This window comes from Thalassotalea sediminis, assembly GCF_030295915.1.
GTDB lineage: Bacteria > Pseudomonadota > Gammaproteobacteria > Enterobacterales > Alteromonadaceae > Thalassotalea_C > Thalassotalea_C sediminis.
On the sequence record NZ_AP027361.1, the window covers coordinates 737,891 to 753,021 of the forward strand.

14 protein-coding genes are annotated in these 15,131 nt (G+C 37.4%); 9 read left to right on the plus strand and 5 right to left on the minus strand.

The window, feature by feature from the left end:
- Entirely contained in the window at positions 1 to 678 is a 678-nt protein-coding gene (gene mutH, locus QUE09_RS03340) for a DNA mismatch repair endonuclease MutH (RefSeq protein ID WP_286235875.1), read from the minus strand.
- Between the two features lie 156 nt (positions 679 to 834).
- Between mutH and rppH the strand changes: the two genes are divergently transcribed.
- From rppH to QUE09_RS03370, 6 genes are all read left to right on the plus strand, one after another.
- Complete coding sequence (gene rppH, locus QUE09_RS03345) at positions 835 to 1,332, plus strand: RNA pyrophosphohydrolase (RefSeq protein ID WP_286234789.1); 498 nt, start codon at positions 835 to 837, stop codon at positions 1,330 to 1,332.
- 255 nt (positions 1,333 to 1,587) lie between these two features.
- Positions 1,588 to 3,864: a phosphoenolpyruvate--protein phosphotransferase gene (gene ptsP, locus QUE09_RS03350; protein WP_286234790.1), complete on the plus strand. Its 2,277-nt coding sequence runs from the start codon at positions 1,588 to 1,590 to the stop codon at positions 3,862 to 3,864.
- A gap of 54 nt (positions 3,865 to 3,918) precedes the next feature.
- A complete protein-coding gene (locus QUE09_RS03355) occupies positions 3,919 to 4,713 on the plus strand; it encodes a sulfite exporter TauE/SafE family protein (RefSeq protein ID WP_286234791.1) in 795 nt (264 codons plus the stop codon).
- Between the two features lie 60 nt (positions 4,714 to 4,773).
- Entirely contained in the window at positions 4,774 to 5,625 is an 852-nt protein-coding gene (locus tag QUE09_RS03360) for a thymidylate synthase (protein WP_286234792.1), read from the plus strand.
- A gap of 410 nt (positions 5,626 to 6,035) precedes the next feature.
- The gene (locus QUE09_RS03365) at positions 6,036 to 6,185 is read left to right on the plus strand and encodes a hypothetical protein (protein WP_286234794.1); all 150 of its coding nucleotides are present in this window, start codon (positions 6,036 to 6,038) and stop codon (positions 6,183 to 6,185) included.
- A gap of 74 nt (positions 6,186 to 6,259) precedes the next feature.
- Positions 6,260 to 6,742, plus strand: coding sequence for a CPBP family glutamic-type intramembrane protease (locus tag QUE09_RS03370; RefSeq protein WP_286234795.1), 483 nt, complete (start codon positions 6,260 to 6,262; stop codon positions 6,740 to 6,742).
- A gap of 731 nt (positions 6,743 to 7,473) precedes the next feature.
- Here the strand turns inward: QUE09_RS03370 and QUE09_RS03375 are convergent.
- Together QUE09_RS03375 and trhP are read right to left on the minus strand one after the other, a co-directional pair.
- Positions 7,474 to 7,719, minus strand: coding sequence for a YfhL family 4Fe-4S dicluster ferredoxin (locus QUE09_RS03375; RefSeq protein WP_286234796.1), 246 nt, complete (start codon positions 7,717 to 7,719; stop codon positions 7,474 to 7,476).
- 3 nt (positions 7,720 to 7,722) lie between these two features.
- Entirely contained in the window at positions 7,723 to 9,084 is a 1,362-nt protein-coding gene (gene trhP / locus QUE09_RS03380; RefSeq protein WP_286234797.1) for a prephenate-dependent tRNA uridine(34) hydroxylase TrhP, read from the minus strand.
- Between the two features lie 291 nt (positions 9,085 to 9,375).
- Between trhP and QUE09_RS03385 the strand changes: the two genes are divergently transcribed.
- Positions 9,376 to 10,218, plus strand: coding sequence for an HDOD domain-containing protein (locus QUE09_RS03385; RefSeq protein ID WP_286234798.1), 843 nt, complete (start codon positions 9,376 to 9,378; stop codon positions 10,216 to 10,218).
- 34 nt (positions 10,219 to 10,252) lie between these two features.
- Here QUE09_RS03385 and rdgC read toward each other — a convergent pair whose 3' ends face one another.
- Together rdgC and QUE09_RS03395 are read right to left on the minus strand one after the other, a co-directional pair.
- On the minus strand, positions 10,253 to 11,173 hold the full coding sequence (gene rdgC, locus QUE09_RS03390; protein ID WP_286234799.1) for a recombination-associated protein RdgC: 921 nt from the start codon (positions 11,171 to 11,173) through the stop codon (positions 10,253 to 10,255).
- 122 nt (positions 11,174 to 11,295) lie between these two features.
- Complete coding sequence (locus QUE09_RS03395) at positions 11,296 to 13,026, minus strand: sensor histidine kinase (protein ID WP_286234800.1); 1,731 nt, start codon at positions 13,024 to 13,026, stop codon at positions 11,296 to 11,298.
- A gap of 300 nt (positions 13,027 to 13,326) precedes the next feature.
- Between QUE09_RS03395 and QUE09_RS03400 the strand changes: the two genes are divergently transcribed.
- Positions 13,327 to 14,244, plus strand: a complete 918-nt coding sequence (locus tag QUE09_RS03400) for a porin (RefSeq protein WP_286234801.1) — start codon at positions 13,327 to 13,329, stop codon at positions 14,242 to 14,244.
- 177 nt (positions 14,245 to 14,421) lie between these two features.
- Positions 14,422 to 15,123 (plus strand): phosphate regulon transcriptional regulator PhoB, encoded by a 702-nt coding sequence (phoB, locus tag QUE09_RS03405; RefSeq protein ID WP_286234802.1) that lies wholly within the window; start codon positions 14,422 to 14,424, stop codon positions 15,121 to 15,123.
- Positions 15,124 to 15,131 lie beyond the last annotated feature (8 nt).

The window sequence follows — 15,131 nt, forward strand, 5'->3', positions numbered from 1 at the left end:
TCATACAACACATAAATGATGGTTGATTAAATATTGCGTAAAATTGGTTTTCAAATAAAAACCTCGTGGTAACGTCATAAAGGGTTTTCCTTCACTGTTATACGCTTTTGTTTTTGCACTACTGTTTGCTGCTTTAGGTCTTAGTTGCAAAACCTGCCCATGCTTACCGTTTATATTTTCAACGTTTCCTAACACTATCATATCTGTTAGTTCTTGCCAGTCTTGAGCCATTAAACTTTCTTCATATTCATTAGGACTCCATAAAAAAGGCGTGCAGACAATACGTTCAGCGACAGGAATGTGTCGTTCAGCAATGACTGGAACCCAAAGTACTCTAGTAAGTTTATGCTTTAAATGACAATTATTCCATGTAGTACCAACGAGCCCAGTTAAAGGAGCAACGCAAACAAAGGTTGTTTCTAAGGGTTTTGCCGCGTGGTTGATAGGGATTGATTTCAATTCGATACCTAAATCTACAAAGTCTGGTTCTGGGCGTGACCCAGCAGTGGCGCCAAGTGCATGCTCTAAGAGTAAACCAACCCAACCTTTTTCTTTTTTTAAATTACGAGGAACAGCAATGTCAAATTGTGTTGCTATTTCACCTAAGGTCAGGCCCGCGAGGTTTTGTGCTCGAGCAAGCAGCTCTTTTTCACTTGTTGGTTTACTGGGCTTGTGCATAGTCATAAGGATAATTTATTTATCATGCATTATCTGAAAGTAGGGAGATAGCTGCAAGTACTTAACGGTAAATTTAACATTCGTCGACTTTTCTATTTGCTCATCGAACTTTATTGTGGAAGAATCAGAACATAGTGAAATTTAGTAGGAAGTCCTGTGATAGATGCCGAAGGCTATCGAGCCAATGTCGGCATAGTTATAATTAATGACAGGGGACAAGTATTTTGGGCGCGACGTTATGGCCAGCACTCGTGGCAATTTCCGCAGGGCGGAGTTGACGAAGGTGAAACGCCAGAACAAACAATGTATCGTGAGTTACACGAAGAAGTAGGTTTGAAGCCAGAACACGTTAAAGTGGTGGCGACGACTAAACATTGGTTGCGTTATAAATTACCCAAGCGCTTGATCCGGCATGACAGCAAGCCTGTGTGTATTGGTCAAAAACAAAAATGGTTTTTACTTAAGCTAACTGCGAAAGAGTCTGCGGTAGATTTACAGCATTCAAACCATCCTGAATTTGACGATTGGCGTTGGGTAAGTTATTGGTACCCGGTAAGGCAAGTGGTTGCATTTAAAAGAGATGTTTATCGTAAAGTGATGAAAGAATTTTCTAATGCAACGTTTTCAAATCCTCGCCGAAAACGTCGAAATTAGTTATAACTATGTAGTATCAATTGATAGCAGTAATTGATACCTGTATTGAAATAGCTCACGATAAACCCTGTGGGCTATTTTTCTTTTTACTGTAGTATTTATTCTGTACGCTGTTTAAATACTCGCTGCTCCAAGTTACGCTTTGTTACTTTTTATCTGTACTAAATAAGTTGCTTGGAAATTGTAGTCAGGAAAGAATAAGCTATTGAGAATGATTAGTTTACCTCGATAATGTTAGGGAAATAATAACAAATAATGTTAACCAGTTTACGAAAAATAGTACTGGAATTTAGCCAAGATAGTGAGCTAGACAGCGCACTAAATAGAATCGTCTCGCAAGTCAAAAAGGTCATGCGGACGGACTGTTGTTCAATCTACCTAGCAGATCATCAAAAACAGCAATTTGTTTTAATGGCGACAGACGGTTTAGCACAAGAATCATTAGGACAAACTACGTTAGGTTTTAGCGAAGGGTTAGTTGGGTTAGTTGCACAACGTGAAGAGCCTTTAAATATCGCTAATGCTCGTCAACACCCACACTTTCTTCACGCACCCGAAGTCAAAGAAGATAAGCTTAATGCCTTCCTTGGTACGCCGATAATCCATCAAAGAAAAGTACTTGGTGTTATTTCTATTCAGCAAGAAACAGCCCGTTATTTTACTGAAACAGAGGAAGCATTTTTAGTCACCTTAGCAGCGCAAATCGCAACAGCGATGGCGAATGCTGAAGCGACAGATATTTTAGGCAAACAACAAGGCAATAGTCAGTGGGTATCGTCTATTAAAGGTGTTGCCGGCTCTGCTGGCGTAGCAATGGCCCCCATTTTTGTTATCCAACCCAATATCGATTTAAGTGTCGTTACGCTTAAAGGAACTGAAGATATTGTTTTTGAACAAAAACGCTTTGTTGACGCCGTAAAAGCGACACGTGCTGATTTTGAACAAATGACGACCAAGCTTGCTAATACCATCGCAGATAGCAGTTTAGATATTTTCGATATGTATAAGCAGCTATTAGATAATGCAAACTTAGGTAAAGAAGTCAGTGAAAAAATAGCATTAGGCTGGACGGCTGAAAGTGCGTTGAAATTAATCATCGATGGTTATGTAGTGCAATTTGAGGACCTAGATGATGACTATTTAAGAGAAAGAGCTAGTGATATAAAAGATCTTGGTAATCGAGTTTTATATAATTTAAAAGCGTCAAATACCAAAACGCATGCAGTACCTGAGGCATTTATTTTGGTTGCTGAAGACGTTACTGCTGCACTTGTTGCTGAATATCAACATTTAGGCTTGAAAGGGATTGTTTCATTACAAGGCTCTAATAATTCACATGCGGCGATATTGGCACGGTCATTGGCAGTGCCAGCTGTTATGGGGATAAGCCGTATACCGCTTGGCAAAATTGATCAAGAAATGTGTATTATCGATGGTTATAGCGGTGAACTTTTTGTCGCGCCTAATGACGCGTTGATTAATGAATATGAACATTTGATCGCAGAGGAAACGGCACTTACTGCGAAAGTTAAAGAAGTAGAAGCATTACCAGCAGAAACGCCAGATGGTAAAAGCATTGAAATTTTATTAAATGCGGGTTTATCTTCAGGCTTTGAAAATTCAAAGAATATTGGTGTAGCGGGCATCGGCTTGTATCGCACTGAAATTCCCTTTATGAATAAAAATTGCTTTCCCTCTGAAGTTGAGCAAACAACACTTTATCAACAAGTACTACATGCGTTTCCAAATCAAGTTGTTACCATGCGAACTTTGGATGTAGGAGGTGATAAAGCACTGCCATACTTTCCAATTGTTGAAGATAACCCCTTTTTAGGTTGGCGTGGTATTCGGATTACCTTAGATCATCCGGAAATATTTCTTTTGCAAGTACGAGCAATGATCAGAGCAAATGCTCATTGTGGTAATTTAGAAATCATGTTACCCATGATTTCGAGTATTGCAGAGGTTGATGAAGCGATAAGGTTAATCAACCAAGCGTATTATGAGTTATCTTCTGAAATAGAAATGACAAATGATAAGGTACTGCCTAAACCTAAAGTTGGTATAATGCTCGAAGTACCTAGTGTTATCTTTCAATTGGGAGAATTAGCGCAAAAAGTCGACTTTTTCTCTGTTGGGAGCAATGATTTAACGCAATATCTTTTAGCGGTAGATAGAAATAATGCACGTGTTGCTGGACTCTATAACTCTTATCATCCTTCGGTACTAAGAGCATTGAGTATGATCGCTCAAGAATCTAATCGATTTATGATACCATTAAGTTTATGTGGAGAATTAGCAAGTGAGCCCGCTGGTGCTTTATTATTGCTCGCAATGGGCTATGATAAAATAAGTATGAACTCTCATAATGTTGCACGGATCATTTGGGTCATTAGACATGTAGAGTTTAAAACTGCGAAGGCAATTTTATCGAAAGTATTAACGTTTTCTGATGCTCAGCAGGTTATTGATTATCTTAATGAACAACTCGAGCAATTAAATTTAGGTGGATTTGTTCGCGCCGGTATGTAATCGCGTTTTGTTTTCTCTTTTGTTGCCTTAAATTCCTGAAATTGGATATCAAGCATGTTTATAACTGTAGTAATTTCTTGTGCGCTCATAGGCTGTTTAGCTGGATTTCTTGCTGGATTACTTGGCATAGGTGGTGGATTGGTCATCGTACCCGCACTTGTCTATTTATTACCTTTGTTAGGTGTAAATACTGAACTGGTAATGCCTATTTCGATTGCAACGTCACTTGCCTCTATTATATTTACCTCAACGTCTGCAAGCTTTGCTCACCATAAAAATAGTAATATTCCTTGGCCACTTGCTAAGCAGCTTATGGTGATGATAGCGTTTGGCGCAATATCTGGCGCCTATGTTGCAGACTCACTTTCAACAGAATTTCTTACTTACATATTCGCTACCGCAGTAATCATTCTTGCTTCTTATATGTTGTTTTCTATTAGAATACAAAAGAGTAAGCCTTTGCCTGGTAATAATATTGTTCGAATAATTGGCTTCGGCACCGGCTATATTTCTAGCATGATGGGCATAGCTGGCGGTGCTATTTTAGTACCCTTACTAAGTTACTATTCTGTGTCTATTCGACATGCTATTGGTACGGCAACAATTTGCGGGCTTGTTGTAGCGTTTTTCGGGGCAATTGGCTTTGTGATCACCGGGTTAGATCAAACAGGTTTGCCTAAATGGAGTTTAGGGTATATCTATTTACCGGCATTATTAGGTATCGTCCTAACTTCTTCTCTGTTTGCGCCATATGGCGTTAAAATGGCTGGGCGTTTACCAGTAAGATACTTACAACGAATGTTTGCTGGTTTTTTAATTCTTGTTGCGATAAGGATGATTTTTCGCTAAAGAATAGCGTACAATCTGCTTTCTTCTTTAATAACTGTGTTTGCAAGTGAAAAGATAATAATGAAACAATATTTAGCGTTATGTAAAAACATTATTGATAACGGCCAATGGGTGACGAACGAACGTACAGGTAAAAAGTGTCTGACGTTAATTAATGCTGACTTGACTTATGACGTTGCGGGCAATCAATTTCCATTAATTACCACCCGAAAAAGTTTTTATAAAGCAGCTATTGCAGAGTTATTAGGGTATTTACGTGGCTATAGTAGCGCTGCACAGTTTAGAAAAATAGGCTGTAATACTTGGAATGCTAACGCAAATGACAATGAAGCTTGGCTGAGTAATCCGCATCGCAAAGGTGAGGATGACATGGGGCGTGTATATGGCGTGCAAGGTAGAGCATGGCAAAAACCAGATGGTTCAACGTTAGATCAGTTAAAGAAAGTTGTTGATAATCTCTCTCGTGGTGTTGATGATCGTGGTGAAATTATCACGTTTTATAATCCAGGTGAATTTGACATGGGTTGTTTACGTCCTTGTATGCACACACACACCTTTTCATTATTAGGTGACACATTGCATTTAACGAGTTATCAGCGTTCATGTGATGTCCCATTAGGCTTAAATTTTAATCAAGTGCAAGTGTTTACCTTGTTAGCATTGATGGCACAAATTACCGGCCATAAACCGGGTAAGGCATATCATAAAATTATTAATGCGCATATTTATGAAGATCAGCTTGAATTACTGCGCGATGTGCAATTAAAACGCGAACCGTTTCCATCGCCACAGTTGACAATTAACCCTGATATTAAATCGTTAGAAGATATAGAAACTTGGGTGACTACCGATGACTTTACTGTTGAAGGTTACCAACATCACGAAGCAATCGCGTATCCTTTCAGTGTTTAGCGATTAAGCTTTCTTATTTTCTAGCTCATTGCACCGCACATTCCATATTGGCGATAACGGAGGCATTTACTGCGCTAAATGCCTAGCCAACCTTTATACAAGCTTTTTACAATGTATTTCAATTGCCAATAGTGGCGGTCTCTCTTACTTTTTAACCTATCGTTTAAGCAATGATTAACTATTATTTTCTGATGGTGTGAAAATAGCGTTGTAAACATGTTGCATAAACGATTTTCCTGTCAATCTTGATATTGACTGTTTTTCAGGAAATGGAGACGGCTGCCTTTAGTGAATGTTCATGTGAGAAATTAAAGTCAGCCATACAAATCGCTCATTGTCATCGTGAAATTGAGCAATTTATCAACCCAGTGTTATTTATTAAAAATGCTGGATACATGGAGTGTAATAACATGCGTGAATTAAACGTAAATGAACTTGAAGAAATAAATGGTGGATTTGTCAGTGGTTTGGGTTGGTATCTAGCAGGAAAGCTGATAGATGCCGCTTTAGACGCTGATTGGGGCGAAGCCTCATATGAAGACATGATGATAGCACCATAACGTATCACAGGGGCAATGTTTATTGCCCCTTGCTATTTTACAGTCAATTTCACATCTAGAATTAAGGTAACAATTTGAAAGTACAATGTTTCAATTTGCTAGAAGACACGGAGCGATCATTATTTTTGTATGCGCTAAAAATATTTATCTTAGTGTTTACTGTTGGCATTGGGGTAATCTCAATAATGTCTTTGTTTGTTCGTCAAGAAGCATACTTAGTTGGTGAGTTTACCTTGGCAAGCACTTTAAAAACCGTATTTTTAGCACCGTTTATTGAAACATTACTGATGGTTCCTGTAATTGAAGTGCTCAAAAAATTTTTAAAAAAAAAACTGTATATAGGTCTTATCAGTGGAATATTTTGGGCGTGCTTACATTCACTAGTGACTCCTTTATGGGGAATCGGTGTATTTTTCTTATTTTATATGATGACGTTGGCGTATTTATTTTGGCAAGAGAAGTCGACGATACAAGCAATTTACGTTGTTATGATAATACATGCTCTAAATAATGCTTCTGTTCTTCTTTTCGTATTCTTAACGAGTTATTTCACCTAAATAGTATGCGTGAATTAAACGTAAATGAACTTAAGCAAGTAGATGAGGGGCATGTTTGTATAGGATAATAAATCGGAACATATATTTTAAATCTACGTTAAGTGTAGTCTAGAGTCTATTATGAAAAACAATAACACAATCCCCCTCATTGATAATCATTGTTTTAATCGCTATTTGTATAATTATTACCTTTTTTATACAACATATTAGAAGTGAGGTTAATGAGCCTTTATTCTCCTTATTTTTAGGCTCTGCACCATCTTTTTTCTATACGTTAGCAATGTTACTCATTTGTTTTTATGGTTTTATTGGCTTCTTTTCTATGGGGTTTCAAATGGGGGCAAATGCCTACTGTAAAGCTAAAACGGGGTAATATCATGTTTTTCAGATTTCTAAGTTTTTGTTTGGGTGTCTTTTTTATATACTCAGCGAGCATTGGCCTTAACTTTTTTAATGTGGAGCAAGGTTATACTTTTAGCCACATTGGAGCAATTGCCGTGGGTATTTACCTCATACTTTATGCGCTGAATGTAAACCTATTAAAGTGGTTTAAGTTATCCAAATAGCTTTTTAACCTAGCTATTAGGCTAAATATGATTAAAAGCCCTGAATGCTTCTAAGCTATATTAGCGATAATGTAATGTTCAAAAATGATTTGTTTACTAATTGATAAAATGCTTTAAAAGTATGATGTCATGTGAGTGCTAAATATTCACAACGGATGTCGAATCTTAAGGGTGAATACGCAGAAATTTAGCAAGTAATTGTGCTTCGCTTTCGATATGTTGAGGATCTTTTTTGATACAGTCAATTGGACAAACTGACATGCATGTAGGTTTTTCGTAATGCCCGACACATTCCGTGCATTTCTCTGGATCGATCTCGTAGACTTCTTCACCTAGCGTAATTGCTTTATTGGGACATTCTGGATCACACATATCACAGTTAATACAGGAATCTTCTATAATTAACGCCATCTTTTAGCCTGCTTGGTTTTGTGCGAAAGGATGGCGTGTGGTACCACCATCTTGTAGGTAACGCATAATAATGCCAAAAGACAAATCTAGGTTTGTATCAAGCGCAATAAACACTTTATGACCCGAGCCCTTTGCGTCAATAATAGCTTCGCCTTTGCGATTTTCCATGTGCGTTAAAGTAAAACTTATGTTGCCTTGTGGCGTCATGAGTTCTAATTGATCACCGACGAGAAATTTATTTTTTACGTCAATTTCAAGTAATCCATTGTCGACATTTTTCCTGATAACTTCACCGACAAACTGTTGAGTGTCACTTTTGGAGTAACCATATTCATAATTTTGAGTATCACTAGGGCGGTGACGTTGTAAAAAACCTTCTGTGTAACCGCGATGCGCCAAATGTTCTAAATTAGTATTTAATGTTTGATCAAAGGGTTTGTTTTCAAGTGCGTCCAAGATTGCTTGATGATAAATTTGTGCGGTACGCGCACAGTAGTAAAAAGATTTTGTTCGTCCTTCAATTTTTAAAGAATGCACGCCCATTTTTACAAGTCGGTCAACATGCTCTACAGCACGTAAATCTTTTGAATTCATAATGTATGTGCCATGCTCGTCTTCAAATGCTGGCATATACTCTCCGGGGCGACCTTGCTCTTGCAATAGTACAACATCTTCAATAGGCTTTTCAGTCTCTGGCACAATGATCTGAGGTTGTTGCGCGATCACATCCCCAGTTTCTGTTTCTTTTGCTTCATGAACATCATATTTCCAACGACAAGCGTTGGTGCAAGTCCCTTGGTTTGGATCACGTTTATTAATGTAACCAGACAGTAAACAACGTCCCGAATACGCCATACATAGCGCGCCATGCACAAATACTTCTAATTCCATTTCAGGGCAACGCATGCGAATCTCTTCTATTTCATCTAACGATAATTCACGGGAAAGTATGACGCGCTCCACGCCTTGTTGATGCCAAAATTTAACGGTTGCCCAGTTCACAGCATTTGCTTGGACAGATAAATGTATCGCCATGTCTGGAAAGTGTTCACGTACGAGCATAATTAATCCCGGATCAGACATGATCAATGCATCTGGGTTCATGTCTATAATAGGTTTTATGTCTTTTAAGAATGTCGCTAATTTGCTGTTATGAGGTGCTATGTTATTGACGAGGTAAAACTTTTTACCTAAAGAGTGCGCTTCGTCAATGCCTTGCTTAATCGTTTGTAAGTTAAATTCGTTATTTCTTACCCTGAGTGAGTATCTGGGTTGTCCTGCGTACACCGCATCTGCACCATAGGCAAACGCATAACGCATATTTTTAAGGCTACCGGCAGGTGAAAGTAATTCTGGCTTAAACATAATTCGACTCTTAGGTAAAAAACGAGCGCATTATAGGCGTGCGATGATCAATATTCAATAATTCCTTATTAAAAATGTGGTTATAAAATTGTGTGAGCTTATTAATGCATTAGAGCGCCTATAACTACCTTAAAATAACTAAATTGATCTGTGTATACATATAATTTTTGCTTTTAGCACAGGCTTTGAGCTGCGTTATAGAATATTAAGAAAAAACAAAATTAAACCCTACATGCATTAAAATACTGTGCTACTTTTATAACGATAAACAATTATTTAAGAGGCATGAATATGGGAACTGAGAATGCGCTGTACACCATACTTGTAGAAAAAATCAAACAAAAGTCACTCGTATTACCAACCTTGCCTGAAGTTGCTTTAAAAGTGAGAGAAGCAGCAGATGATCCGCAAATTAACTTAGGTCAAATGAGTGATATTATTTCTCATGATCCAGCGTTATCTATGGGCATGTTAAAAGTTGCGAATAGTGCGATTCTCGGTAGAGGTGTTAAGGTTGAAACGGTAAATCAAGCCGTTACACGTATAGGGTTAAGACAAATAAAAAGCATCGCTACTGCGATGGCGTTAGAACAAGTATTTGTCTCAGAAAATGAAATTGTCTCTCTTTATCTAAAAAAATCGTGGGCAAAAACAATTGACGTTGCCTCTGTTGCAATAACATTGATGACATTTTATCAAAAAGAACATAAGCATTCACCGTTGACATTAGATACGCTGACGTTAGCAGCCCTGATACATAGTATTGGTGTGTTACCGATATTAACAGAAGCGGAATGTCATCCAGATGTCTTTGCTAACCCAACTTTTTTACAGCAAGCGATAATTAAACTTTCCAGTAAAGTTGGTGCTGAAGTTACTAGAGCATGGGATTTATCTGAAGAATTTACTGAAATTGTACAAAATTGGAGTGACTTAACGGTGCTGCCAGCGGAAGTTAGTTACTTAGATTTTATTCGTGCTGGCGCAATTTATAATGGCATCTTTAAAAATGAAGCAACGCAAGAAGTGTTAATAAAAAGCTATGTTAATAAAGGTGTTTTACCTGATATCGACTTTATGAATTCGGATGAATTTAAAGATTTGTTGCATGATGTCAAATCTATGTTCAATTAAAAAAGGCGCTAAGCGCCTTTTTTAATTTTTGATGTTACTTTTCTAAATAATCAGAGGTTTTACAGTCAAATTCATGCAATAAGTCACCAATAAAGCGATTGAGTTCACCTGCCATTAAGGCAAAATCAGCGTCTAAGCGTGCTAATACATCATCTTTATCAATATCTTCGTTTTGCTCATGTAGTACATCAAAAAACTTAAGGCGTTTAATCGCAAAGTCATCACATAGAATACAAGACATAGCATCGTCCCAAACAAGTTCGAGCTTGACTGCAAACTTTTCAGCATCTAAGTGGCTTTTGATTTCTTCACTTGTTAAATCTTGATTTTTAACGCGTACAATTGCGCCATCATCTCCTAAGCCATGAAGTTCTGCTTCGGTACCTAACTCAAATGATTCACCTAAGCTGGTTTCGGTTAACCAGTCTGTCATAAGTTCATCAGGGGCTTTTTCAGGTGAAACACTGGTTACAGGAAGAGTTCCTAAAACTTTTCGTAGAAGTGCAAGGAAGTCTTCTGCTTTGCTTCTGCTACTCGTGTTGATCACGATAATATTGTGCTCAGCGTTAATGTAGCCATGCATATCTGTAACGCGAGAAAATGCACGAGGCAATAATTCAAAAATAATATCTTCTTTGAATTGCTCTTTTTCTTTTTTGGTTGCACTGCGACCGTGCTCATTTTCTAACACGGCGACTTTCTCTTCTAACATCTCCTTAATAACAGGAGCCGGTAAGATCTTTTCTTCTTTTCGAGCGCACAGCAAATGATTACCATTGACAGAGTGAACCACTGAATCACCATGCTTACCTAATGCATTAACCCAACCGAAATGAGACATTTCAGTAGAACCGCATGGCGTAAATAAGTGTTCGTTTAAATGTTTGATCAGATCTTGTTCTGACCATTCGAAAGGGCGCGTAAAAGCGAAAAAATATAAATTCTTAAACCACATGGAATGACTCTCGTGGGCGACTGTTCGCCTTTGTTCTTTTAAAGGGCGTTATCTTATACCAAATAACGTGATTAATTAATCTTTAGTTTGTTTAATCTGAAAGCTTTATCGTCATGATTGACTTACTGCATATCTGTAAATTTGATGATAAAGGTAAGCCCGTGATTTTTAACCGACTCTACATCGATCGTTCCATTTAAGGTATCTGTAACCAAGTTATGAATGATATGAGTGCCTAATCCTGTGCCTCCTTTACCTGCTTTCGTGGTAAAGAAAGGATCGAATATGAGTGGTAGTTGTTCTTGCTCTAAACCTACACCATTGTCCTGATAAACGATTTCAACTTCTTTATTGTTCATTTGCACGGTGATGTTGATTTTTCCTCTATTTATACCGTCGAAGCCATGAATAATCGAATTAATGATAAGATTAGTAAAAATTTGTGATATTGCACCAGCATGGCAATAAATCTCAAGGTCTTCGGGACAATTTACATTAATACTATGGTTGGTTTTCTTTAATTTTGGGTGCAGTGACTGAATGATTTCATCGAGATATTTGGCAAAGGTTATCTGACGAATCTTATCACTCGTTTGGTCAACGGCTACTTGTTTATAGCTGTTTATTAATTCAGAAGCTCTATTTAGGTTATTAATGAGTAACGCAACACTTTGACCTGCATTTTCTGTAAATTCTTCAAGGCTACGTTTACTTAACTTTTGTTCTTCTATATCGTTGTTTAATTCAGATAAAAGGTCGGCGAGGTAGCTAGTAGAAGTAATACTTACACCAATGGGGGTGTTAATTTCATGTGATACTTCTGCTGATAAGGCGCCAAGAACCGCCATTTTCTCTGAATCGAGTAAACGATCTTGTGCTTTGTTTAATTCGTTTATCGAACTCTTTAACTCTTTATTTGTATCAATAAGGGTTTTCTCAGTGATACTTCTTCGTTTGTTCTCTTCTTGCAACTGGCCTTGCTGTGCAAGTAATTCACGCTGTTGACGCTCCATTTTTAGCATTGTTGTACTTAGCGAAGACGTTTTTCTTGCAACCTCTTGTTCTAGCATTAAGTTTTGTTCATCAAGTTTTCGATTAGAGGCAATAATTTCACTTTGCGCTAGGGCAAGTTCTTCTTTGTATTTGGCTAATTCTGAGAGTAGATTATTGTAGGCGTTTTGTAAGACACTTAATTCGTTTTGTTCGTAATTGACCATATGGATTTTTGACGCTTCAGGATCATCCATATCGAACTGAGTAATTTGCTCTGTAAGCTCATTAAGAGGGTTGGTTAGCAATTGTGAAAAAGCAATAGAAAACAAGAACATTAACGCTGCCGTTTTCACCATAGCGTTACCAATAAGAAAGTAAATACCAACTTCAATACGATTGAAGATAACCTGATTACTTGATAGTAAGGTTACGGAACCCACTTTTGTTGTGCGTCCAGAAAATTCAAAGATAAGTGGGAATGAATGGCCGAACAAACCATCAGAAAATGCGTTGATATTAAAGTAGCGCTTATTTTGCTCTTGGTCTTTTGGCAATTTAGCATTAACACCTAATTGCGTGATGACCTTATTATTTTCATCGGTTACTTTAATGCCTTTAATCATGGGAATTGCAACAAGGCCTTCTGCAATATCAATGGCTTGTTGTGTATTTAGCTCCCACACAGCACGCGTTAAGCTGCTTGAAAACGTTTTTTCTAACGTTTGTAGTTCGTCATTGATGTGTTTTTTGGTATTGATGTATTCCGCGCCAATTTGCACGCAAGTCACTAAAAAAGTTAAGACAAAGTAGAAAGATAAAACTCTAGTCAGCAATTTGCGAGAAATACTCGTTATTTTCATTATTTCAACTGCGTTATCAATACTTCATTTGATTGTAGCTATTTTGCCGTTTGATTAAAGGTTTTTCTGATAAAAAAAGAAAAATAAATTGTTATTTATCTTATTTTTCGGGGAGATAGGCTATAGTTTTTGATAATGAGTCGAGCTTTGTTGTAAAAAAAGTGAAATAAAACTTACATTAAAATGACCTGAAAAATTCATTTTATTGTAAAAAAAAATACATATTGTCACAAAAGTGTCATCTAAGGCGGGCACAATGTGCGGCAAATTACTTATTACTTACTTTGAAAGGGTAATCACATGAAACTTTCTTATACTACTCTTGCTGTTGCTATGTTATCTGCGCCAAGCTTTGCTGGTGATATTGATATTTATGGCAAGGCAAATGTTACTGCGCAATCTTCAGATGAAGGCGAAGGTTCATTTACAGAAATTAAAAGTAACGCTTCACGTATTGGCTTTAAAGGTGGGCAAGCACTAACTGATGAGTTAAGTGTCGTTTTTAAAGCTGAATTTCAAGTCGATTTAGATGGTGATAGTCCAAAAGGGGATAGTATTACTGATAGAAACCAATATATCGGACTAAAAGGAAATTTTGGTGAAGTGTTATTTGGTAAAAACGATACCATTTTAAAGCAATCGCAAGGCAAAGTAGATTTATTTAGTGATTTAAACGGTGATATTAAATCGTTATGGAAAGGTGAAAACCGTGTGGCCGATAGCATTACTTATAAAACGAAATCGTTTAGTGGTTTTCAGCTCGGTTTGACTTATGTTGTTGAAGACAGTGTTGACGGCGAAGACGCTACCTCTATCGCGCTAATGTATGGCGATAAAGCCCTTAAAAAATCAAACGTTTACGCGGCGATTGCTTTTGATTCAGAAGTTGCCGGTTATGACGTAACACGTGCTGTTGTATCGACTAAACTGGGTGCTTTTACTTTAGGCGCTATAGCACAATCACAAGAAAGCATTAACTCAGGTCAGGAAATGGATGGCTTAATGTTGTCAGGTAAATACAGTATTGATAATTGGGCGTTAAAAGCGCAATTTCAAACCGCTGAATTTGATGGTGGTGATGACAAATCAGGTATAACATTAGGCGCCGATTATAAATTAGCGAAGAATACCAAAGTATTTGGTTTCTTTACCTCGTTCGATATGGATAGTGGCGCTGACGAAGATTACGCAGGTCTTGGCTTAGAATATAAATTCTAATTACCTGATGTTGTTAAATATAGGTATAAAAAGCGGCTGTATTGTCGCTTTTTTCTTGTGTTCAATAATATCTTAAGCAATGATGAGTTAAAATTTTAAAGTTGTCATATAATTGTCATAAAAACTTATCACAATGTTCATTAGATATTGTCACATGCCTAATGGGAAGTTGAATACATGAACAGACAAATTTTGGTCGTTGAAGACGAAGCACCAATCAGGGAAATGATTACTTTCGTGTTGGAACAAAATGGCTTTAATGCCATTGAAGCAGAAGACTTTGACCAAGCAAAAGAAAAAATTGTTGAGCCTTATCCAGATTTAATATTATTAGATTGGATGCTGCCTGGTGGCTCTGGCGTTAAATTAGCCAAGACGCTTAAGCAGAATGAATATACACGCACAATACCAATTATTATGTTAACCGCTCGCGCGGATGAAGAAGACAAAGTTAAAGGCTTTGATGTTGGTGTTGATGATTATGTTACTAAGCCATTCTCACCTAAAGAACTAATTGCACGTATTAAAGCCGTTATTCGTCGTGTTGCTCCTACAGCACTAGAAGAAGCGATTGAATTTCATGGTATGAAACTTGATCCAGTTGCTCATCGCGTGTCGATTAATGACAAAAATATAGATTTAGGTCCTACTGAATTTCGCTTATTGCATTTCTTTATGACACACACAGAACGTGTTTATAGTCGAGAGCAGCTATTAGATAACGTATGGGGTACTAACGTATACGTTGAAGATAGAACTGTAGATGTTCACATTAGACGCTTAAGAAAAGCGATTGCAGGTGCAGGACATGAAGACTTTATTCAGACAGTACGAGGATCAGGGTATCGATTCTCAGGTAAAATAAAATTGAGTGTTTAATTAATATA

Coding starts and splice junctions, on each gene's coding strand:
- rdgC (WP_286234799.1), bottom strand. CDS start 11,173: ATGTGGTTTAAGAATTTATATTTTTTCGCTTTTACGCGCCCTTTCGAA.
- phoB (WP_286234802.1), top strand. CDS start 14,422: ATGAACAGACAAATTTTGGTCGTTGAAGACGAAGCACCAATCAGGGAA.
- QUE09_RS03360 (WP_286234792.1), top strand. CDS start 4,774: ATGAAACAATATTTAGCGTTATGTAAAAACATTATTGATAACGGCCAA.
- ptsP (WP_286234790.1), top strand. CDS start 1,588: ATGTTAACCAGTTTACGAAAAATAGTACTGGAATTTAGCCAAGATAGT.
- QUE09_RS03365 (WP_286234794.1), top strand. CDS start 6,036: ATGCGTGAATTAAACGTAAATGAACTTGAAGAAATAAATGGTGGATTT.
- QUE09_RS03375 (WP_286234796.1), bottom strand. CDS start 7,719: ATGGCGTTAATTATAGAAGATTCCTGTATTAACTGTGATATGTGTGAT.
- QUE09_RS03385 (WP_286234798.1), top strand. CDS start 9,376: ATGGGAACTGAGAATGCGCTGTACACCATACTTGTAGAAAAAATCAAA.
- trhP (WP_286234797.1), bottom strand. CDS start 9,084: ATGTTTAAGCCAGAATTACTTTCACCTGCCGGTAGCCTTAAAAATATG.
- mutH (WP_286235875.1), bottom strand. CDS start 678: ATGCACAAGCCCAGTAAACCAACAAGTGAAAAAGAGCTGCTTGCTCGA.
- QUE09_RS03395 (WP_286234800.1), bottom strand. CDS start 13,026: ATGAAAATAACGAGTATTTCTCGCAAATTGCTGACTAGAGTTTTATCT.
- QUE09_RS03355 (WP_286234791.1), top strand. CDS start 3,919: ATGTTTATAACTGTAGTAATTTCTTGTGCGCTCATAGGCTGTTTAGCT.
- QUE09_RS03400 (WP_286234801.1), top strand. CDS start 13,327: ATGAAACTTTCTTATACTACTCTTGCTGTTGCTATGTTATCTGCGCCA.